The organism is Sinorhizobium kostiense (assembly GCF_017874595.1).
In the GTDB taxonomy this organism is placed as follows: domain Bacteria; phylum Pseudomonadota; class Alphaproteobacteria; order Rhizobiales; family Rhizobiaceae; genus Sinorhizobium; species Sinorhizobium kostiense.
This window is the reverse complement of sequence record NZ_JAGILA010000003.1, coordinates 356,520-376,625: the sequence shown is the minus strand read 5'-3', so window position 1 is coordinate 376,625 and position 20,106 is coordinate 356,520. Positions and strand designations below refer to the sequence as shown.

22 protein-coding genes and 3 pseudogenes are annotated in these 20,106 nt (G+C 61.4%); 4 read left to right on the top strand and 21 right to left on the bottom strand.

Annotation, left to right across the window (positions count from 1 at the left end):
• The first annotated feature begins 97 nt into the window (after positions 1–97).
• Both J2Z31_RS29320 and dinB read left to right on the top strand, forming a co-directional pair.
• Positions 98–364 carry a hypothetical protein gene (locus J2Z31_RS29320; RefSeq protein WP_234939443.1) on the top strand — a complete coding sequence of 89 codons (267 nt, stop codon included), beginning with the start codon at positions 98–100 and terminating at the stop codon, positions 362–364.
• A 3-nt stretch (positions 365–367) separates the two neighbouring features.
• Positions 368–1,459 (top strand): DNA polymerase IV, encoded by a 1,092-nt coding sequence (gene dinB / locus J2Z31_RS14515; RefSeq protein WP_028002783.1) that lies wholly within the window; start codon positions 368–370, stop codon positions 1,457–1,459.
• On the opposite strand, the pseudogene J2Z31_RS14510 reads toward dinB, so the two are convergent.
• The 12 genes and pseudogenes from J2Z31_RS14510 to J2Z31_RS14455 all read right to left on the bottom strand — a co-directional run.
• Positions 1,456–1,851 (bottom strand): annotated as a pseudogene (locus J2Z31_RS14510) (SOS response-associated peptidase family protein); the annotation flags it as partial. The gene dinB and the pseudogene J2Z31_RS14510 overlap by 4 nt on opposite strands.
• A pseudogene (locus tag J2Z31_RS14505) lies at positions 1,836–2,029 on the bottom strand (NAD(P)-binding domain-containing protein); the annotation flags it as partial. The pseudogenes J2Z31_RS14510 and J2Z31_RS14505, both read right to left, overlap by 16 nt.
• A gap of 28 nt (positions 2,030–2,057) precedes the next feature.
• On the bottom strand, positions 2,058–3,089 hold the full coding sequence (locus tag J2Z31_RS14500; protein WP_028002781.1) for an L-idonate 5-dehydrogenase: 1,032 nt from the start codon (positions 3,087–3,089) through the stop codon (positions 2,058–2,060).
• A 9-nt stretch (positions 3,090–3,098) separates the two neighbouring features.
• The gene (locus J2Z31_RS14495) at positions 3,099–4,046 is read right to left on the bottom strand and encodes a 2-hydroxyacid dehydrogenase (protein ID WP_028002780.1); all 948 of its coding nucleotides are present in this window, start codon (positions 4,044–4,046) and stop codon (positions 3,099–3,101) included.
• Positions 4,046–4,621: a gluconokinase gene (locus J2Z31_RS14490; protein WP_050577638.1), complete on the bottom strand. Its 576-nt coding sequence runs from the start codon at positions 4,619–4,621 to the stop codon at positions 4,046–4,048. Before J2Z31_RS14490 ends, J2Z31_RS14495 begins: the two co-directional genes overlap by 1 nt.
• Complete coding sequence (locus J2Z31_RS14485; RefSeq protein WP_028002779.1) at positions 4,590–5,357, bottom strand: SDR family oxidoreductase; 768 nt, start codon at positions 5,355–5,357, stop codon at positions 4,590–4,592. The genes J2Z31_RS14490 and J2Z31_RS14485 overlap by 32 nt, the downstream gene beginning before the upstream one ends.
• Before the next feature lie 76 nt (positions 5,358–5,433).
• Entirely contained in the window at positions 5,434–6,108 is a 675-nt protein-coding gene (locus J2Z31_RS14480; protein ID WP_028002778.1) for a 4-carboxy-4-hydroxy-2-oxoadipate aldolase/oxaloacetate decarboxylase, read from the bottom strand.
• A gap of 154 nt (positions 6,109–6,262) precedes the next feature.
• Complete coding sequence (locus J2Z31_RS14475) at positions 6,263–7,099, bottom strand: ABC transporter substrate-binding protein (RefSeq protein ID WP_028002777.1); 837 nt, start codon at positions 7,097–7,099, stop codon at positions 6,263–6,265.
• Positions 7,100–7,129: 30 nt separating this feature from the next.
• The gene (locus tag J2Z31_RS14470) at positions 7,130–7,894 is read right to left on the bottom strand and encodes an amino acid ABC transporter ATP-binding protein (RefSeq protein ID WP_028002776.1); all 765 of its coding nucleotides are present in this window, start codon (positions 7,892–7,894) and stop codon (positions 7,130–7,132) included.
• Positions 7,891–8,649, bottom strand: a complete 759-nt coding sequence (locus J2Z31_RS14465; RefSeq protein ID WP_028002775.1) for an amino acid ABC transporter permease — start codon at positions 8,647–8,649, stop codon at positions 7,891–7,893. The genes J2Z31_RS14470 and J2Z31_RS14465 overlap by 4 nt, the downstream gene beginning before the upstream one ends.
• The gene (locus J2Z31_RS14460; RefSeq protein WP_028002774.1) at positions 8,646–9,353 is read right to left on the bottom strand and encodes an amino acid ABC transporter permease; all 708 of its coding nucleotides are present in this window, start codon (positions 9,351–9,353) and stop codon (positions 8,646–8,648) included. Before J2Z31_RS14460 ends, J2Z31_RS14465 begins: the two co-directional genes overlap by 4 nt.
• A complete protein-coding gene (locus tag J2Z31_RS14455; RefSeq protein ID WP_028002773.1) occupies positions 9,346–10,113 on the bottom strand; it encodes an SDR family oxidoreductase in 768 nt (255 codons plus the stop codon). The genes J2Z31_RS14460 and J2Z31_RS14455 overlap by 8 nt, the downstream gene beginning before the upstream one ends.
• 284 nt (positions 10,114–10,397) lie before the next feature.
• Here J2Z31_RS14455 and J2Z31_RS14450 point away from each other — a divergent pair, with 284 nt between their 5' ends.
• On the top strand, positions 10,398–11,303 hold the full coding sequence (locus J2Z31_RS14450) for a LysR substrate-binding domain-containing protein (protein ID WP_028002772.1): 906 nt from the start codon (positions 10,398–10,400) through the stop codon (positions 11,301–11,303).
• 28 nt (positions 11,304–11,331) lie between these two features.
• Here J2Z31_RS14450 and J2Z31_RS14445 read toward each other — a convergent pair whose 3' ends face one another.
• From J2Z31_RS14445 to J2Z31_RS14405, 9 genes are all read right to left on the bottom strand, one after another.
• Entirely contained in the window at positions 11,332–12,534 is a 1,203-nt protein-coding gene (locus J2Z31_RS14445; RefSeq protein ID WP_028002771.1) for a pyridoxal phosphate-dependent aminotransferase, read from the bottom strand.
• A gap of 55 nt (positions 12,535–12,589) precedes the next feature.
• Positions 12,590–13,369: a 5-oxoprolinase subunit PxpA gene (locus J2Z31_RS14440; RefSeq protein ID WP_028002770.1), complete on the bottom strand. Its 780-nt coding sequence runs from the start codon at positions 13,367–13,369 to the stop codon at positions 12,590–12,592.
• Positions 13,370–13,406: 37 nt separating this feature from the next.
• Entirely contained in the window at positions 13,407–14,405 is a 999-nt protein-coding gene (locus J2Z31_RS14435) for a 5-oxoprolinase subunit C family protein (RefSeq protein ID WP_028002769.1), read from the bottom strand.
• The gene (gene pxpB / locus J2Z31_RS14430) at positions 14,402–15,112 is read right to left on the bottom strand and encodes a 5-oxoprolinase subunit PxpB (protein WP_028002768.1); all 711 of its coding nucleotides are present in this window, start codon (positions 15,110–15,112) and stop codon (positions 14,402–14,404) included. Before pxpB ends, J2Z31_RS14435 begins: the two co-directional genes overlap by 4 nt.
• Positions 15,109–15,573 (bottom strand): hypothetical protein, encoded by a 465-nt coding sequence (locus J2Z31_RS14425; protein ID WP_028002767.1) that lies wholly within the window; start codon positions 15,571–15,573, stop codon positions 15,109–15,111. Before J2Z31_RS14425 ends, pxpB begins: the two co-directional genes overlap by 4 nt.
• Positions 15,570–16,964 carry an acetyl-CoA carboxylase biotin carboxylase subunit gene (accC, locus tag J2Z31_RS14420; RefSeq protein WP_209602395.1) on the bottom strand — a complete coding sequence of 465 codons (1,395 nt, stop codon included), beginning with the start codon at positions 16,962–16,964 and terminating at the stop codon, positions 15,570–15,572. Before accC ends, J2Z31_RS14425 begins: the two co-directional genes overlap by 4 nt.
• On the bottom strand, positions 16,961–17,401 hold the full coding sequence (locus J2Z31_RS30000; protein ID WP_028002765.1) for an acetyl-CoA carboxylase biotin carboxyl carrier protein: 441 nt from the start codon (positions 17,399–17,401) through the stop codon (positions 16,961–16,963). Before J2Z31_RS30000 ends, accC begins: the two co-directional genes overlap by 4 nt.
• Positions 17,402–17,726: 325 nt before the next feature.
• Positions 17,727–19,229, bottom strand: a complete 1,503-nt coding sequence (locus J2Z31_RS14410; RefSeq protein ID WP_050577636.1) for a radical SAM family RiPP maturation amino acid epimerase — start codon at positions 19,227–19,229, stop codon at positions 17,727–17,729.
• 82 nt (positions 19,230–19,311) lie between these two features.
• Positions 19,312–19,692, bottom strand: a complete 381-nt coding sequence (locus J2Z31_RS14405) for a hypothetical protein (protein WP_028002763.1) — start codon at positions 19,690–19,692, stop codon at positions 19,312–19,314.
• Positions 19,693–19,834: 142 nt separating this feature from the next.
• Here J2Z31_RS14405 and J2Z31_RS29315 point away from each other — a divergent pair.
• A pseudogene (locus tag J2Z31_RS29315) lies at positions 19,835–20,046 on the top strand (site-specific integrase); the annotation flags it as partial.
• Positions 20,047–20,106: the final 60 nt, after the last annotated feature.

Sequence of the window (20,106 nt, the reverse complement as noted above, 5' to 3'; positions counted from 1 at the left end):
TCAATGCGCATGTGGCGCGTGGAAGTTGCGCGAGAGTGCCCATCGAAGAAATCCATGAAGGGATTCAATTCGATGGCAGGAATGGGAATTTTTTCGCATGGCGCGACCGGAGCCTGTGAACGATCTGGATCCGAGACTGAGGGATCACCGTGAGCCGATCATTGAATTTATCTGTCACCCATGTCATCGCCACTGCGCAGTTGAGCGCAAGCTGTTGGTGAAAGCATTCGGCGCCGGTGTAAGCTTCGCTGTGATCCGCCGCCGCATGGCAATGGGCTGCGAGCGTATGCAGACGCCGGAGGGTGACAAATGCGGCGCGCACTTCCCATTTCTGGACGAGCGAGATAGTCCTGATGGAAGCTAGGCGATGACAAACGACGAAAACAGCCAGCGTCCGCGCAAGATCGTTCACATCGACATGGATGCGTTCTACGCATCCGTCGAACAGCGCGACAATCCGGAACTCAGGGGCCTGCCGGTTGCGGTCGGCTATCCTGCTGCCCGCGGCGTCGTGGCGGCCGCCAGCTACGAGGCACGCAAGTTCGGCGTTCATTCGGCGATGCCTTCGGTGTCCGCGAAGCGCAAATGCCCCGACCTCATCTTCGTCAGACCGCGCTTTGACGTCTACAAGGCCGTCTCGTTGCAGATCCGTGCGATCTTCGCCGAATACACGCCGATGATCGAGCCACTCTCGCTCGACGAGGCCTATCTCGACGTCACCGAAAACCTGAAGGGGATGGAGATCGCCACCGAGATTGCCGCGACGATCCGGGCGAAGATCAAGCAGGTCACCGGTCTCAATGCGTCGGCCGGAATTTCCTACAACAAGTTCCTGGCCAAGATGGCATCCGACCTGAACAAGCCCAATGGTCAGGCTGTCATCACGCCGAAGAACGGCCCGGCCTTCGTCGAGCAGCTTCCCATCAAGAAGTTTCACGGCGTCGGACCGGCGACTGCCGAAAAGATGCACCGGCTGGGGATCGAGACAGGCGCAGACCTCAAGGACAAGACCCTCGAGTTCCTGGTAGAACATTTCGGGAAGTCGGGGGCCTATTTCTATGGAATTGCCCGGGGCATCGACAATCGCCAGGTCAAGCCGGACCGCGTGCGGAGATCCGTCGGCGCCGAAGACACGTTCTCCGAGGACATCCACTCCTACGGACCGGCGCGCGACGGTCTTCAGCCGCTAATCGAGAAGGTGTGGGGCTATTGCGAGGCCAATGAGATCGGCGCCAAGACCGTCACGCTCAAGGTCAAATATGCCGATTTCAGCCAGATCACCCGCAGCAAGACGGTTGCGGCACCTCTGCAAACGATCGGCGACCTCGAGGAGGTGGTCGGCCTGCTTCTCGCGCCGATCTTTCCGCCGCGCAGGGGAATCCGCCTGCTCGGCGTCACGCTGTCATCATTGGAACGGCAGATCTCTGAAATGGCACCGCAGTTGCGGCTGGCGCTTTAGACCGCCAGCGTTGCCTGGACAGGATCGATCGAATGGCGTTTGACCCGGAATGTCCCTGCCGGCAGCGAGCGAAGGATTTCGGCTTCGGGGAGAAGTCCGTCGAGCCACGCCAGGCGTTGATCTCGTGTCAGTACCGCCATCTGCCGGTCGTGAAACGGCGCGAGATCGGCATTCGCCTCGATTGTCAGGATGGCGTAAGCCTCCGGCCAGTCCTCGATCGCCGGCCGCCAGACCCCCGCGAAATAGAACCAGTCGCCATTGGCGAGCGAAAAGCTGAAGCTCCTGTGGCGAAACTCGGAAGCGGGCACCAGGCAACGGTGGGTTGGAAACGTCCTTCCCTCCGACCGGACGACGTTCACGGCGCGCGCATCGCCGTCGCGCGGGCGCAGTCCTCGATCGTCTCGCGGGGGACGATCTGCTCCTTGAGCGCGCCGGCATCGGCGTAGAAATTGCGCGTCGCCGCGGTGGTGCGGTTGAAAACGGCGATCCTGTAGCCCTTCTCCGCGATCTGAGCGCGAGGTTGGCTCCCATGACGCCGAGGCCGATTAGGCCGATTTCCGCCTGTGACATTGCGGGTCTCCAAACCTCTTTCGTCGCTTCAGAAGCTCAACTGGACCTTCATCGAACGGTTGCGGTCGCCGGCCGTCTCGAAGGCTGCAACCGCCTCCTCCAGCGGGAAGACGCCGGTCAGAAGCGGCTTCAGATCGACACGTCCTGCATTGATGATATCGACGGCCAGCCCGAATTCCTCATGGAACCGGAATGTGCCTCGCATCTCGATCTCCTTCGCCACCACCAGGTTCTGCGGAATGGAAACATCACCGCCGAGGCCGAGTTGTACGAGCACCGATCGCGGCTTGAGAACTTCGAGACCGGAACGGACCGCCAGGGCATTGCCCGAGGCTTCGAACTGGACGTCGAAATGCCCCTTGTTTGCGGCGTAGGCGGTAAGTCGATCGGCGTTCTCGGCGACGTTGATCACGCGATCCGCGCCAATCGACTGCGCCTTTTCGAGAACGCCATCCATCACGTCGGTCGCAACGACCTCCCGAGCACCATGAACGCGAGCGGCAATGATCGCCAGGGCCCCGATCGGGCCACAGCCAGTGACAAGAACCCGTTTGCCGAGCAGCGAGCCTGCCCGTGCCACGGCATGCAAGGTGACGGCAAACGGCTCGGCAAGCGCCGCTTCGTTGACCGAGACGCGGTCAGCGATCTTGTGGCACTGCCACTCCTCCGCGACTAGACGCTGGCTGAACGCCCCCTGGATATGCGGCATGGGCATGGCGCTGCCGTAGAAGCGCATGTTCAGGCAATGGTTCTGTTGACCGCACTGGCAAAAAGCGCATGATCCGCAGGGCCGGCTGGGCGACACTGCCACCCGGTCGCCGACGGCGAACCTGGAAACGCCTCCGCCGAGCGCCTTGATCGTACCTGCGACCTCGTGCCCCAAAATCATCGGTTCACGCAGGCGCACCGTGCCGAAGCCGCCATGATTGTAGTAGTGCAGATCGGATCCGCAGATGCCGCCAGCTTCGATCTGGACCTCGACCTGACCAGAGCCCGGAGCCAGCTCTTCTCGCTCCTCGATCCGCAAATCCTTGGCGGCGTGAATGACGACAGCCTTCATGGGCGAACCTCAAATAACAGGCGTGATGAGCGGAGCGCCGGCGAAATGGGCGGCAAGATTGTCACGGACAAGCTGTCCCATGGCCTTGCGCGTCTCGACGGTTCCGGATGCGTGATGCGGCTGCAGCAGGACATTGTCGAGCGCGAGGAACCGCGGATTCAGCTTCGGTTCGCCCTCGAAGACGTCGAGCGCTGCTGCCCCCAACACTCCGCTTCCCAGGGCATCGAGCAGAGCTTCCTCGTCGATGTTGGAGGCCCGCGAAATATTGATCAACATTCCCTCCGGTCCGAGCGCCGCGATGACGTCGCGCGAAACGATATGCCTCGTGGCGGCGGAGGCCGCCAGCGTAACGAACAGGAAATCCGACCTCTCGGCCAGTGCAACCGGATCGGCAACGAAGGTCATGCCTTCCGCATGGGGCTTCTCGGCAACATCGCTGTACGCGATGTCCATGTCGAAACCGCGAAGGCGCTTCGCAACCTCAAAACCGATGCGGCCGAGCCCGAGCACGCCCGCCCTGCGGCCCCAGACGCGCCGTTTCAGCGGATAGAGGCCCTTCGCCGCCCAGCTTCCGTCCGTTACCCAACGTTCGGCGCCGATCATGCCGCGCGACTGGCAAAGCATCATGGCAACACCCAGATCGGCGACGTCGTTGGTCAGCACATCGGGTGTATTGGTGACGCGGATGCCTCTTTCCCGGCAGGAAGCCAGATCGACGGCGTCGTATCCAACCCCGTAAACGGAGATAATTTCGAGCTTCGGCAGATTTTGGATCAACGCCGCCGACGCGCCGAGCTCGCCCCGGGTTGCAATGGCGCGGATGTTGGGCCCATGCTCGCTGATGTAGGCGTGCCGATCCGAGGCCTCATAGATCTTGTGGACCGCGTAACGGTTTTCGAGGTCGACAAGGTCCCAGTCCGGATACGGCCCCATGAGCAAGATTTTCGGTTTCGCCATCATACTCCTCCCGTGATTTCTTCGGTGGTCGAGCGACCCCAGCGGATCGCCAGGTTGCTCATCGCCAGCGCCACGACGCGTTCCGGCGACTGATCGATTTCGATCGTCACGACGTCCGTCTCGCCCGAAGGCAATTCGAGCGTGGCGAGCTGGCTGTCGAGCAGCGACGGCGGCATATAATGGTCCTCGCGCCCGCCCATGCGCCGGGCGAGCGTCGCCCGGCTGCCCTGCAGGAAGACAAAGGTGATCGGCCGTCCGGCGACGGCGCGCAGCCGCTCCCGGTAGGAGCGCTTCAATGCGGAGCAGGACACGACGACGGGCGGTCGGCGCGCCAAGAGCCCGCCGATCTCGTCGAGCCAGGGCCAGCGGTCGGCATCCTCGAGCGGAATGCCGCGCCGCATCTTGCCGACATTCGCCGGCGAATGCAGACTATCTCCTTCGACGAACGGACAGCCGAGATAATCCGCAAGCCGTTCGCCAATCGTCGATTTGCCGCAACCCGATGCGCCCATGACGACGACCGGCCCGAAGCTGCGACCGGCATCAGAGGCTTGTGGTGATGCCGCCGTCGACATAGAGCGTGTGTCCGTTGACAAAGGAGGAAGCGCGGCTCGCCAGGAAGACCGCCGAGCCGACCAGTTCCTCGACCTCTCCCCAGCGGGCCGCAGGCGTCCGCTTTTCCAGCCACGACGTGAATTCCTGGCTGTCGACCAGCGCCTGATTCAGCGGCGTCTTGAAATAGCCCGGCGCGATGGCGTTCACCTGCAAGCCATACTTCGCCCAGTCGGTGCACATGCCGCGGGTCAGGTTCCTGACCGCGCCCTTGCTCGCCGTATAGGGGGCGATGCCCGGGCGCGCGAGTTCACTCTGAACCGAGGCGATATTGATGATCTTGCCGCCGCCGCGCGCAATCATATGTCGGGCGACGGCCTGGCCGACATAGAAGACGCTGGAGACGTTCGTCCTCAACAATTGCTCCCAGCGCTCGGCCGGGAAGTCCTCGAGCGGCGTGCGGAACTGCATGCCGGCATTGTTGATCAGGATGTCGATCGGCCCGATATCCCTCTCGATCGCGTCGACCCCGCGCTTCACCGCATCGGGGTCGGTCACGTCGAAATCCGAGACCGCAACGTCATGATCGGCCTCTTTGAGAGAGCTCGCAGCCGAGGCCAGCTTCGAACGATCGCGGCCGTTGAGAACGATGGCCGCCCCGTGCTCGGCCAGCCCGCACGCCAGCGCATAGCCAATGCCTTGCGACGAACCGGTGACGAGAGCCCGCCTGCCTGTGAGGTCAAAAAGTGGAAAAGCCATAACTTCATATTCTCCTGTGCCGTCGCGCCTGACGGCGTATGCAGCGTGCCATCGTCGAGGCGAAGCAGGCCACATGTCAGTCTTCGACGACGAGACCCTTTGCCTTCAGCACCGCTTCCAATTTGCTGACCTCGACGACCGACTTGCCGGCTTTGTATGCGGCGATGTATTCGGCCTCGGCATCCTCCCTGGCCTGCGCCAGCTTCGCCACATCGCGTGCCTCCGACCGCCGCACGACGACCAGCCCGTCCGCGTCGCCGACGATGATGTCGCCCGGATGCACGATTTCGTCGCCGATCAGGATTGGCTCGTTGGTGGCGCCGAGCGTCTCCTTGACAGTGCCCTTGATGCAGACGCTCAAGGAAAAGACCGGGAAGCCAAGCTCGCGCAATTGAAGCGTGTCTCGAACGCCCGTGTCGGTTACGAGGCCGCCGATGCCCTTCGCTAGGCAGGCGTTGGCGAGGACGTCGCCGAAAGATCCGGCCTCTTCATACTCGCCGGCGGAAACGACGATGATGTCTCCCGGCTGAGCGTAGTTGATCGCGACCTGGAGCATGATGTTGTCGCGCGGCGCGCATTTGACCGTGAAGGCAGGGCCGCAGAGTTTCATTCGGTAGTCGATCGGCTTCAACCGGGAAGACAGCGCGCCTCTGCGACCCTGCGCTTCGTGAAGGGTCGCCGGCGAAAACTTGGCGATGGCCGCGATCTCGTCCTTGCTCGGACGTTCAAACCGTTGCTTCAGTCTGATCATTGAAACTCTCCTGGGGCCGCCGGCGGCTGCCGGCATTATTTTTGATCAACGCTGCGTGCAGCGCCCGCATGCGGGGCGCGCGCACGATTGCTCGATGACGCGGCCCAAGCTCGGGCCGCATCTTGGGAAAGCGATGTTCATCGCCATTCAGTGATTACGGGATCGGCTCGAACTTCAGTTCGGTGATCGGGACGACCTTGTCCGTGCGGGTCATCTTGTACTCGGTGTTCGGTCCGAGCCATTTGTCCCAGATCTTGTTGATCTCGCCCGACTTGTCGAGCGAGACCAGGATTTCGTTGATCTTCGCGGTCAATGCCGGCTCGTCCTTCTTCATGCCGATGCCGATCGGCTGGTAGAGCATGGGCTCTTCGATCATGCGCATCTCGGCGCCCTTGGTCTTCGACTCGTTGACGATCTTGGTCGTCGTCATCGTGTTGGCGACCAGTCCCCGAGCCTTCCCCTGCTGAACGGCGAGATATGCAGAACCGGTGTCCTGGAACGTCAGCGGCTTGGACTCGTTCTTGCGGATGGCTAGTTCGGACGTCGAGCCCTTTGTCGAGGCAAGCCGGACACCGGCAAAATCGGCCTTCTTCTTGCCAGGGTCATCCGCCTTCACGATCAGCATCTCCTTGGCAAGATAATAGGGATGGCTGAACTCGATCTGCTCTGCGCGGCTCAGAGTGTAGGCAAGATTGGCCACGGCGATATCAACATGCCCAAGCTTCACCTCGGGAACGCGTGCTTCGACCGAGAGCGGCTTGATCTCGGCCTTGACGCCGAGCTCGCGGGCAATCGCGTTGCAGAGATCGACGTCGAAACCCGCCATCTCGCGCGTTTTCGGATCCGGGGCAGCGAAAGGCGGCACGTCGGAAAAGGTTCCGCAACGGATCACCTTGGCCGCGGTGATCTCCGCAAGCTTGTCTGCCTTTGCCGGACCAGCGATCGCGGTCACCACGAGCGCGACGCCCAGGGTCCATGACTTCAATTTCATTGCTCGTTCTCCTCTGGAGTTGGTTTTTGGTTAATGCCGCAGATCGCTCAGGAAGCGCTGCGCTCGCGTCGTTTGGGGGCGAGAGAAGAATTCTTCGGGCGGGGCGGACTCGACGATCTGTCCCTGATCGATGAACCAGACGCGATCCGCGACATCACGGGCAAACCCCATCTCGTGCGTGACGCACATCATAGTCATGCCGTCGGCCGCCAATCCCTTCATCACGGCGAGGACCTCGCCGACCATTTCCGGGTCGAGTGCGCTTGTCGGCTCGTCGAACAGCATCACTGGGGGCTCCATCGCCAGTGCCCGCGCGATGGCGACCCGCTGCTGCTGACCGCCCGACAACTGAGCGGGATAGGCATGGGCCTTGTCGGCCAGACCTACGCGCTCCAGAAGTTGCGTAGCCTTGGCATAGGCAACGTCGCGCGGAACGCCTTTCACCCGGATCGGCGACATCGCGATGTTGTCGATGGCCGACAGGTGAGGAAAGAGGTTGAAGCTCTGGAAAACGAAGCCGATGCGGCTGCGCAACCGGTTGAGCTCCTTGGCAGGCATCGGCCGATGGATATTGTTGCCGTCGCAGATGATCGAGCCGCTTCCGATTTCCTCCAGCCGGTTTACGGTTCGGATCAATGTCGACTTGCCTGAGCCGGACGGGCCGCAGATCACCACGACCTCGCCACGAGCCACGTCGGCATCGATCCCCTTGAGAACCTCGTAGATACCGTAGCTCTTGCGGACGCCTTTGAGCTGAATCATGGGCGAGTTGTTCGAGGACACGGTCGTGTTCATGATGGCTGATCCGTGAGAGCTGCGAGTTTGAGGGATTTTGCCGTTGGCTGCGGCGCGGTGCCAGCGCGTTTGCGGGTGATCCGGCGCTCCGTGAGCACGGCCACCCGGCTCAGTGACCAGCAGATCACGTAGTAGACCGCAGCGAGGATGAAGAAGACCTGGAACGGCTGGGTCAGCAGTTGATTGTTGATCTGGCTGGCGGCGAAGGTCAGGTCCGGCACGTTGATCACGTAGCCGAGCGTCGTGTCCTTGATCGTCGCAACGAATACCGAAATGATGCTCGGGATCACGTTGTAGAGCGCTTGAGGCAGGATGACGAAGCGCATGGCACCGAGATAGCTGTGGCCAAGCGCCCGCGCCGCCTCCATCTGGCCGTGCCCAAGTGCCACGATCCCCCCGCGCACCACCTCGCTCAGGAATGCTCCCTGATAGACGACGAGCGTCACCAGCATCGTCAGGAAGCTCGGGACATTGGCCCCCGTGACGAGCGGCACGAGGAAATATCCCCAGAGGATCAACATCAGCAGCGGCACGCCGCGTGTGAAGTAGACGAGCGCGGTTACGGGCCAGTTCAGGAATGGCGACTTTGAAAGCCGGGCAAGCGCGAGCGCAATGCTCACCGGAAAGGCGAAGGCGATCGCCAGGACCGAAAGCAGCAACGTTGCCGCGAGCCCTCCGAGCGGTCCGTTCGGATACTGCCCGATGAGCAGCAGCAGCCAATAGTCGCGGATGATGGCGATGATGTCGCTGATCATGCTCGGCCGCTCCTGACTGGGTCCGCTCTGCGGGCGGTATAGGCGCCGAGCGCCATGATCATCAGCGAGAAGACGAGGTAGAGGACGGTGACAAGCAGGTAGCTCTCGAAGGTGCGGAAGCTTAAGTTCTCGATCTCCTTGACCGCGTAGGTAAGCTCCGCCACGCCGATCGCGACGGCAAGGCTGCTGTTCTTGAAGAGAGAGACGCTGTGGTTGATCAGCGCCGGCAGCGCGTTTCGGCTCCCTTGCGGTACCATCACGAAGCGCATGGCCGAAACGTAGCTGTGGCCGAGAGCGCGGGCCGCCTCCATCTGGCCGGGGCTCACCGCCCGCATGCCGGAGCGAAGGTCCTCGCTGAAATAGGCCGCCTGGCAGAGGCCTAGCGCGATCACTGCGAAGATCGCCTCTGCATTGTGGTCGTTCAGCCAGAAGGTGACCGGGTCCGGCATCAGCGTGAAGATGCCGAAATACCAGAGCAGGAGCTGCACCAGCGTCGGGACGTTGCGGTGATAGGAGACGTAAGCCGTGACGAACGCATTGCCGACCGGACCGGGCGCGTAGCGGAGGCCGAGCAGAAGCAGTGCAAGTGTCATTGCGAGAACCCAGGAGCCGATCGCCACGATGAAGGTCATCTTGATGCCCAGGAGCAGCATCGACACGTATTCGGGATTGCCCAGGATCTCAGAGAGGTCGAAGCTACTCACGCCTTGATCCCCGCTCCGGAGACTGCGGTTTTGCCGTCTGCAGGCCGCCCATCACCTGAAGTGTCGGCGTGATCTCCATATGACCTATGTTGACGGCGACCGGCGCAGCGATCGCAAAGGCTATGGCATTGGCGATGTCCTTTGCTTCGGGGAGCTCAAAGCCATCGATGAAGCGTTCGCGGATCTCCGGGCTGTCGCCATGGACATGCGCGAATATATCGGTTGCCACCCGCCCGGGGCAGATTTCCGTAACACGCACGCGCTTGCCGAAGGCATCGATGCGCAACTGGTTTGAGAGCATGCGCACGCCGGCTTTCGTCGCGTGATAGGTAGAATTTCCCCCGAAATTGTAGGCGCCCGCGATCGAGGAGATGTTGACGACATGGCCGCGATCACGCGCAACCATTCCGGGGACCACCATCCTGCAAAGGTGAAGAACCGCCCGAAGATTGACATCGATGAGGAGATCGATGTCGCCATCCTCCGCTTCGAGGAACTTCTTAGGGCGGTCGACGCCGGCATTGTTGACGAGAATGTCGAACTCGACGCGACTCGTGAGATCCGCAAGCGCCGCCCTATCCGTGACGTCGATCCCATGCGCCACACAACCGGTGCGCTCCGCGAGCTTGCGCAACGGCTCCGCACTGCGCGCGATTGCGTGCACTTCAAGCCCTTCGGCGCAAAAGCGCTCGACGACTGCGGCTCCAATTCCAGAGGAAGCACCGGTGACAAGGGCGGTTCTGTAATCGGAAAATGGCATCAGCGATCCCCTTTTGTTTCGGGAACATTAGCTGACCTTTCGAGCGCGCGATAATTCCGATTATCTTTGGAGGGATAAGCCTATCTTATGAAGGCGACGACTGCCTTCTATCGGATTGATTTCACTCGGGTAATTTGTATCGTCGCCGCACGGCGGACCAGCTTCCTTCGACCTGAGCCTCGCATTTCTCCCCCAAGTTTGGCTTGGGAAAGAAGGCGTTACAAGCTAACAGCCAGGTTGTAGTATTCGGATCCACTACAGCAACAGTGAGCGCAATTTCATCAATGGATATCAGGCGTTTCAAATCGTTTGTCGTGATCGTCGATACGGGCAGCATTACGAGAGCCGCGGATATCCTCCACATCGCACAGCCTGCGCTCAGCCAGCAGCTAGCCGCCTTGGAGGAGCACTTCGGGACGAAGCTGCTCACGAGAAGCCAGCAGGGTGTCGTCATGACGGACGCGGGCGCTCAGGTCTATCGCCACGCTCAGATCATCCTGCGGCAGATGGAGCAGGCGCATGCCGACGTCGCGGCTGCGGGAAAACACCTTGCCGGCCGCGTTTCCGTTGGACTGACGCCATTCAGCAGCGCAGCGACCCTGTCGTTCGAACTTCTTGCGGAAACAAGGCGGCGTTATCCCGGCATCGTGCTTCACCTCACCGAGAGCGTCGGGCAGACCTACAGCCAGATGCTGATGAACAATCGACTAGAAATCGCATTGATCCACGGTGCCGGTCCGATGAAGGGCCTGCGGTTCGAACCGCTTCTCAGGGAGGATTTCTACCTCGTCGCGCACCAGAAGTTCGGTATCGAGGCCGGCGATACACCTGTTCCGATTTCGGCGCTCGAACCGCTGCCTTTTTTGATGCCGCCGGCCTACAACTTCGTGCGACGCGCGGTGGAGACCGCTTTCGCGAGAAGCCGGGCGGATTTGACGGTGATCGGGGAGGTCGAGGTTATCCGGACGCTGACGCGAGCGGTGGGGAGTGGTCTCGGTGCGACGGTCATGCCGAAGGCCGTGGCGGATCGTATTGTCGCGGAAGGGGCGGGCCCGACCATCTGCCGGAGCATCTCACCGAAAATCGAAGAGACACTCTCTCTGTGCGTGTCGGAATACGCACCGCTGTCGGAGCCCGCCATAGCGGTGCAGGCGTTGCTGCGCGAACTGACGGAGCGGCTGAAGCAGTAAGCGCCGGAACCGCTCAAGCTCCCACATCTTACCTAAGATCACTGCAGAACTGCGCGATCCGATCGCAGCCGTCCGCAAGTTTCTCCATGCTGGTCGCGTAGGATATGCGGAAGAACGGGCTCATGCCGTAGGCTGCGCCCTGCACGGTCGCGACGTGCTGCTCATCGATGAGCGCCATGACGAAGTCCGTGTCGGTTTCGATCCTGCGCCCCGACTTGCTCGTCCTGCCGATCAGCCCCGCGATGCTCGGAAAGAGATAGAAAGCGCCCTCCGGCCTATGGCAGGTCAGGCCCTCGATGCCGGCGAGCCTGTCGAGCACGAAATCACGTCGCCGGCGATAGATCGCGGCGCGCTCCTTCAAGAGATCCTGCGGTCCGTCGAGCACTGCCACCGCCGCGGCCTGGGTGATCGTCGAGGTGCCGCCGCTGTTTTGGCCGTTGACGTTGCTTATTCCGGAAATGAGAAACTTCGGCCCGCCACAGAATCCCAGCCGCCAGCCCGTCATCGCGTAAGCTTTGGAGGCACCATTGACCGTGAGGACTCGGTCGTAGAGCCGCGGCTCCACCTCGGCGATCGTGCAGAACTCGAAGTCGTCATAGACGAGATGCTCGTACATGTCGTCGGTCATGATCCACACGTCAGGATGACGCAGCATGACCTCGGCAATCGCCACCATCTCCTTGCGGGAGCAGGCGGCGCCGGTCGGATTGTTGGGAAAGTTGAGGAACAGCCATTTCGTCCGCGGGGTAATGGCCGCTTCCAGGTCATCGGCGCTGAGCTTGAAGCCGTTCTCCTGGCCGCATGCGACGGAAACCGGCACGCCCCCTGCGAAACGAACGATGTCGGCATAGCTGATCCATGCCGGGGACGGAATGACGACCTCGTCCCCCGGATTGCAGGTTGCAAGGACCGCATTGAAGATCACCTGCTTGCCGCCACCGGAGACGAGAATCTGGCTGGGCTCGTAATCGAGATTGTTGTCGCGCTTGAATTTGCGGGCGATGGCCGCCTTGAGGGCCGGCGTACCGTCGAGCGGCGGATATTTGGTGTCTCCCGCCAAGGCCGCGGCATGGGCGGCCTCGATTGCATGCGGCGGCGTCGCGAAATCCGGTTCGCCTGAGGACAGAGAAACGACGTCGATGCCCCGCGACGCGAGGTCACGGGCACGCTGCGTCATCGCGGCAGACGCGGATACGGAGACATTCTTGAGACGGTCAGCAAGAGTCGGCATGGATTTCTCGTCTTTCAGCTTCGTTGACGATGTCAGATTTCCTCACGCCGAAAAGTCAGCGTGGATTTGACGCGAGGACTTCACGGGCGGGCGCGATCGTCGCTCCGGCAGCCTCGATCTCACTGCGGACGATGCGGGCAAGCTCGAGCGAACCCGGCGTATCGCTGTGGACGAGGATCGAGCGGGCGCGAACCGTAATCACCTGGTTGTCGATCGTGGTTACCGTCCCACTTTCGAGGAACTGCCGCACCCGAGCACGAACCGCTGCCTCTTCTTTCAGGACGGCGTTCGGCAATTTGCGCGAAACGAGCTGTCCATTGGAATCATAGGCCCGGTCTGCCAGGAAGAGCGTGAGGGTTCTCAACCCGGCACGGGTGGCCGCTCTTTCTATTTCGGTATCGGGCATGGAGAAGACGATGAGCTCGGGGTCCACCGATCTGATGGCTTGCATGATCAGGTCGGCAAGCGCGGCATCGCGGTTGATCATGTTGCCCATCGCCGCGTGGAACCCGATATGCGCGACCGGGACTCCTTCGGCCTTGGCGATCGCGGTCAACGCCCCTAGCTGGTAAAGGACCTGCTGGCGCATCTCATCCGCCTCGACAGGCATTTCCCTGCGCCCGAAACCGAGCCGGTCGGGGAAACCCGGATGAGCGCCGACGCCGACCCCGCGGGCCTTTGCCAGCCTCACCATCCGCGCCATCGTATCCGGGTCGCCGGCGTGAAAACCGCATGCGATGTTCGCCGACGATACCACGTCCATGAGCGCTTCGTCGTCGCAGAGCCGGTAGGGTCCGAAGCCCTCCCCCATGTCCGAATTCAGGTCGATCTTCATCCTTGCCTCTTCTGTCTTGGCTTTCTCAGCGCACGAACTATCGGCGTGACATCGCCGCCAATGCCTGGGTGAGCATGGGCAGCGTGCGACGAATATCGTCGAGATAGGCCTGTACCGCCCGCTCTGCGCCGCGCGCCTCGGCGACGCTCGATTGGACAAACCGGATGCGGCTGCCGATCCGCGCCTGGCCCAGCCGCCAAAGGTCGACGTCGATAACGCCCGCTATTTTGGGATAGCCCCCGGCGGTGTTGGCATCGCTCATCTGGATGATCGGCTCGCCCGACGGCGGCATTTGCACGACTCCGGGAACAACGCCGTGCGAACGCAACTCAACGGGAGAGGCAAGCCTGATGGGCTCCCCCGAGAGCCGGTACCCTGTACGGTCGCTTTGCGAGGAGATCTTCCACGTCTGCGACCAGAAGCGTTCGGCCTCGGCACCGAAGAGAACGTATTCCCCGGCGGGAATGGCTCGCACCAGAAGCGTGCCGTCCTCTGAAGCCGGAAAGTGTTCGGCAAGCGCGGCCGCCGGCGGCAGGGCCCCGAAGCCGCCCGGCGGTACAGCACATGCAAGCGCACCGCCAATTGCCAGTCGGTCATTCGCCGCTAGGAAGCGGCCCTCGAGCCCGCCGAACCCGCCGCGAAGAGACGTGCTACGCGATCCCATCACCGGCTCGACGTCGATCCCGCCGGCAAAGCTCAGGTAGGCGCGTGCGGAGCGCCGTGGCGCCTCGAGTTCAAGCACCTGTCCGCTTGAAACGGGAAGTGCCCACCAGGGCGGGAGCCGCCGTCCATCCACGCGCGCATCGCAATCCGCGCCGGTAATCGCGACTGTCATGTCCCTCTCGAATCGAAGGCGAAACGGAAAGGTCTGGACTTCGACAACGGCCTCCCCTTCATCGTTGCCGACAAGCAGGTTGCCCACCATCAGGGCAAGCCGGTCCATCGCGCCGCTTGAGGTCACGCCCGCGTTGCGGAAACCGAAACGGCCGAGGTCCTGCACCGTGTTCAGGGGACCGGTTTGAAGAACTTCGATCACAGTTCGATCCTCTCGGGAAGGAAGCGGACCCGATCACCGGGAGCGAGCAGCGCCGGCGGCGTCTTCGCCGGGTCGAACAGTTGCATTTCGGCGAAGCCGATCGAATTCCAACCGTTTGGTCCCGTCAGAACCGAGACGCCCGTCTGCATGCCGCCGATCGTGACCGTTCCCTTGAGCATCCTGAGGGACGGCACGGTCTTGCGCGGCATGTAGATACGTGGATCGAGCCCGTGCAGGTATCCAAAGCCGGGCGCGCTTCCCAGTGCGACAACCGTGTAGTTGCCCTGCCAGTGCAGCCGCACGATCTCTCGATCGCTCAGTCCCGAATAATCGCAAACGGCCGCAAGGTCCGTTGCATGCTCGCCGCCGTAGGTGACTGGGATTTCGACCGTCTTTCCGGTCAGGTCGACACTGCGCGCGCAATTCCATTCGTGCCTCAGACGAGCCTGCAATTGCTCCGGTTCCTCAGGCGTCTGCTTGAGGATCACGAGCAGGTTCGTGACTCCGGGAACGATTTCCCGAACCTCGGGCCAGGTCTCGACCGCATGCGACAGGGCCCAGATGCGCCTTTGTGTCGGGAGGTCGAACCCCCCCGGCGCCTCTATGAGGTAGGCGCCCGTGCCGATCATGGAGATCTTCGGCTCGTCGGCGGTGACCGCCGAGATCGTTGCGGGCGTCGGGAGAGCTTTGCCTTGCATGAAACTCATTGTGCGGGCTCAATCAGAAAAACGGTGTCGCCATATCCGACGAGGTCGCCGGACTCGACTGTGCAGGCCCCCAGTGTCCCCGCCTCTTCGGCGTGGATCGGCATGATGAGCGGCCCAACGCTGACGAAGCCGAGGATTTGCTCTGGCCGGACGGAAGCACCGATGGCCGCTTCGGCGGCATGGCGCGCCGGATGCACGGAGAGGAAGTGCCCTGCGATCGGTGCCTTGGCGGGGCTCACACTGGGAGGCTCCGTCGGACCCAACACAGGCCGATCCATGCCGGCGCCATGCGAGGCGGCGTCCTCCCCGGCCACGATCCGGACGAGCCGGCCGCCTTCCGTCTCGATCTCGATCGATCTCACACCGGCGTTTTCGAGCCAGAGCGCGATCTCCTCCAGCGTCGCCGGATCCAGTACTTGCTCGGCGAGCGATCCGCTCTTTCGCTTACGAGCCTTCGTCATTTTTTTCGCTCGCCCAACCACTTCTCAAGATAATGGATATCGGTCTCGCCAGCGCAGAACGCAGGGTCCTCGAAAAGCTCCTGATGGAGCCGAAGATTGGTCGAGATCCCGTCGATTCTGGTGTCCGCCAACGCCACCCGCATGCGGCGAATGGCCTGATCTCGCGTCGGCGCGTGGACGATCAGTTTGGCGATCAGGGAATCGTAGTGCGGCGACACCTTGTAGCCCGTCGTCACATGGCTATCGACGCGGACGCCAGGACCTCCCGAAAACTCAGCGGCGGTGATCCGGCCGGGTGACGGTGCGAAGGTGAACGGATCTTCAGCATTGATCCGGCATTCGAAGGAATGGCCATGTGCTGCCACATCGACTTGTGAAATCGTCAATGGCAGCCCCTGGGCAACGCGAAGCTGTTCACGCACGATATCAATGCCCGAAGTCATCTCCGTTACCGGGTGCTCGACCTGAAGGCGCGTGTTCATTTCGATGAAGTAGAACTCGCCGTCCTCATATAGAAACTCGAAGGTACCAGCCCCCCGATAACCGATCTGGCGGCACGCATTGGCGCAACGTTCACCCACCGCAGCGACGATTTCCGCGGGGATGCCGGGTGCAGGTGCCTCCTCGACCACTTTCTGGTGGCGTCGTTGCATCGAGCAGTCTCGGTGGCCGAGCCACACGGCATTGCCGTGCTCGTCGCAAAGCACCTGAATTTCGATGTGGCGTGGATGCTCGAGGAATTTCTCCATGTAGAGCTCCGGCCTGCCGAATGCCCTTCGAGCCTCCTCCCGGGTGACCGACACGGCATCGCTGAGCGCCGAGGGATTGTGCACGACGCGCATGCCCCTGCCGCCACCGCCGCCCGCCGCCTTCACGATCACCGGATATCCTATGGCGTCGGCAATGGTCTCGATCGATCTGATGTCTTCTGGAAGAGCCGCATCCGGACCGGGCACGCACGGAACACCCGCTTCGATCATTGCCCTTTTGGCAGCGATCTTGTCGCCCATCGTGCGGATCGCCGAGGCGGGTGGTCCTATGAAGATGAGACCCGCGCGCTCGACGGCTTCGGCGAAAGCCGCGTTCTCCGAAAGAAATCCGTAGCCCGGGTGAATAGCGCCGGCGCCGGTCGCCCGCGCGGCAAGCAGGACCGCAGCCTGGTTGAGATAACTTTGACCTGGAGCAGCGGGCCCGATGCAAACAAAATCGTCGGCCGTCTTCCGATAGGGCGCGTCCCGATCGGCGTCGGAACAGATCATGACAGTACGCAGGCCCAGCTCACGGCATGCGCGTTGAACACGCATCGCGATCTCGCCGCGATTGGCGATCAGCACCCTCTCGAACCGAAGTCCGCTTTCCCCATGGCACCGCATCTGAACGGGTGACATCATCCGATCTCCATCAGCGGCTGTCCCGCTTCCACGTCCTCACCATCGTTCGCGAAAATGCGGGTAATCGGCCCGGCCCTGTGCGCAGATACGGTGTTGAAGACCTTCATCGCCTCGACGATGCAGAGGCTCTGCCCCACCTCGACGACGTCTCCCAACTCGACGAAGGCGGGCGCGCCGGGATTGGGCGATCGATGCAGGACGCCAAATACGGGCGCCACGACAATTTGGCCGTCGGACGTCCGATTTTGCCGCCTATCGTCCTTGTCAGCAGCGATCGCCTCTGCTTGGCGGCTGCCTTTCGGAATTGGGTTTGATGAGTTTCTTTTGAACGAGCCACTCGATATCCGAATGGTGACACCGTCCTCGCTCACCATCAATTCGGAAACGCGCGAACGGCCGACAAATTCAATAAGCGTTCTGATCGTTTCCAGATCCATCCCGTTCCCACCCACTCATCGCTTTCGAGCCATCTTCCAGATGACCATTCAGATCGGTGGCCGATTAGGCCAACGATCAAACGAAGCGACTGGGATAGTTACACGACGGCTCAATTGATGGGGGCACACAAAGTTTCTATGGCAGTGCCCTGGCGCGGTGGTGCGCACAAAGAGGCAGTTGTCCGCCCCAGGACGGGTTCCCGGCGATGGACTTTTGCGCACAGACGGGAACATTCCTCGCTTTGAGACTTGAGGCACACCTGGGGGTGCAGACGCCTGAGCGTGCGCTCGCCCATTTTTGAGATCGCGCGGAGCTCCAGGGATATCAGACCCATTCGATGCTGCCCGTCATCTCGTTGCTTGTCTGCCAAGCAAAGCGGTCGTCGAGGTCCTCTTCGATCACCCCGGCCGCGTATAACTGATCGAGGAGGTCGGCGACTGCGAGCACGCTGGTTCCGTCCGTCGTGACCCGCATAACCAGCTCGGAGGCTGTGCAGTTACCACATGCGATCAGATCGCCAATGGAAATCGGAGCGACGTCGTCGAGCACTCGGTGTTCCCTGCTGCGTGAGCGGAGATCGAAGTACCGGTTCCCTGCTTTGTATTGCAGGTCCCTGCGGAAGCGGAGCGGCAGGTCGGGGGCGGGGCTCTCGAGCATGTGCTGATCGATCATGCTCTGTAGTCCTTCACGGAACTCGTCACGCGTCCTGAAGAAACATTGACCCACGATGCGGTACCCGAGAGGCCAGCGTTCGCTACCCGGTACCGGCGTCACCAGTTGAATACGTCCCTTCGGTATATTTACGAGGAAGCCGGAAACACAGGCGATCGTCGACGGAGAGCCTTCCGGCAAAGCGACCCCGAGCTTCTTCTTCCGCCCGCGCGCGCGCCCGGTGAAAGCCTTTGCCGTCGGCCCCTCTTTGCCCTGCAGGATCAGTTCGACCCCCATCAGCTCCTCAGGCGAAAACGCCATGTGAATCTGATTGAGATGTTCCGTGCTCAGCACTGAGAAACGATTCGTCGTAGTGCCATAAAGGTCGAAGAGCCCGAGCACGCGCCTGGTGAGTGCCTTATCCTTGAGCGGTGCGGCCGTCGTTGTTTGCGGCAATGCGCCCGTGATCTGATAATAGTCGAACAGAAAGTGGTCGTAGTGTGGGTTGTCCATAGGCTCTGTGGCCCAGTAGCAGAAGCCAGTACGGGCTGCCGAACCAAACATCTCGCTCGCGACACCAACCACGCCCCGCCAAAGCTCTGCATGCTCTTTGCTGTAGTCATAATAGCCTTTGAAGCGATCGGCCGAGAGGCCACAGAACCAGCAACCGACGCTGCAGCCTTCGCTCAGCTCGAAAGCGAGGATGGGGTGCGTGATCGACGGCGCCGATCCGCCCAATTCGTCGTTACAGCGCCGGATTTGGCGTTCGCGCCAGGCATGAAAGCGAGGGCTGATGATTGACATTTCGCCTTGGTCTCGCAGGAGGTCGCGATGGCGCAACACTGCGCGCATATAATCGTCCCACATCATAGCCAGCGGCCACGGGGCCGACTCCGGCGTGAAGCGGTATTTCAGGTAGTCACCACGCCAGAGCGGTAGCATCTCCGCTGGATCAACTTCGATGCCGTAGCGCTCTGTTACCGCCCGAGGGGCGTCGACGTTCTCTGAAAGAGCCGTACGGAACTTCATGTCACCAGCCAGCCGCTCCATGAAGCGCTTTACGTGTGACAACGTGCGCCGTTGCTCCGGCGTGCGCCGCTCAAAGATCTGTCGCCAATGTTCGTCCTGAGAGTGCAGGTGAGTCCTTGTAGCCGCATCTTGTAGGCCTGATGGCATGATCTCATCCGACGAGGTTTGCTTTCATGTTCTCTTCGCACCGGACCGTCCCGGCCAATGCGGTCAGAGCTAGGAAATTCCGTCAGGTCGCGACCACAACAACAACTACAACAAGTAGGACGACCGCGGCGAAGCTAGTGCCCTTTTCCGCGACTTGCACAAGGCTCGTGGGTACATCGGTAGCGTTATTGGCCAAGGCATTAGTCTGTACAAGGCTGGTCAATGCCGCACGGCTCGAACCACGCTTGCGACCCGCGATCGCGTCGAGCTTCTTGCTAGGTGACTTCTGTCGGCTGTTCAAACGGATGTAACTTTGAACCTCGTCGAGCGTGATGTTGTAGTTCAGGCTCTTTCCTATCGCTACAATCGATGCAAGGCCTGTAGCCCTTGGTTTGAGGTCTTCAAGCAGACTGCCTTCTTTTCCTAAATCGTTGACGAATCGCTCTACGTCAGTTCGCGGCATAGCAAATTTCCTCTTTGCTCAATGGTGTCAAACTATCGTCTCGCTCTCGCAAGCGATCGGATGAAGCCGTGAACAAGCAAGCACCGTACCAACCTGAAAATTTCTGATTTTGCGCGTGGTCTGACCGTACTTATCGGACTTGCTCTATCGCTGGCTCGAATGCCCCACACGCCCGTCCATCCGCCTTACACGCGCGCCGTCAGAATTCTCATGCTGACTGGACAGCGCGTCGAGGAGATCGCGCGCCTACATTTCGATCAATGGGATGCCAAGGAACGCATCACAGATTGGTCGACGACGAAGAATGGCAAACCGCATGCCATTCCTGTGCCTGAGATCGCGGCGGAGCTAGTCACTTGTGCAAGTCGAACGGCACACTAGAGGCAACCCGGGCGTACGTCCTTCTGAGGACGT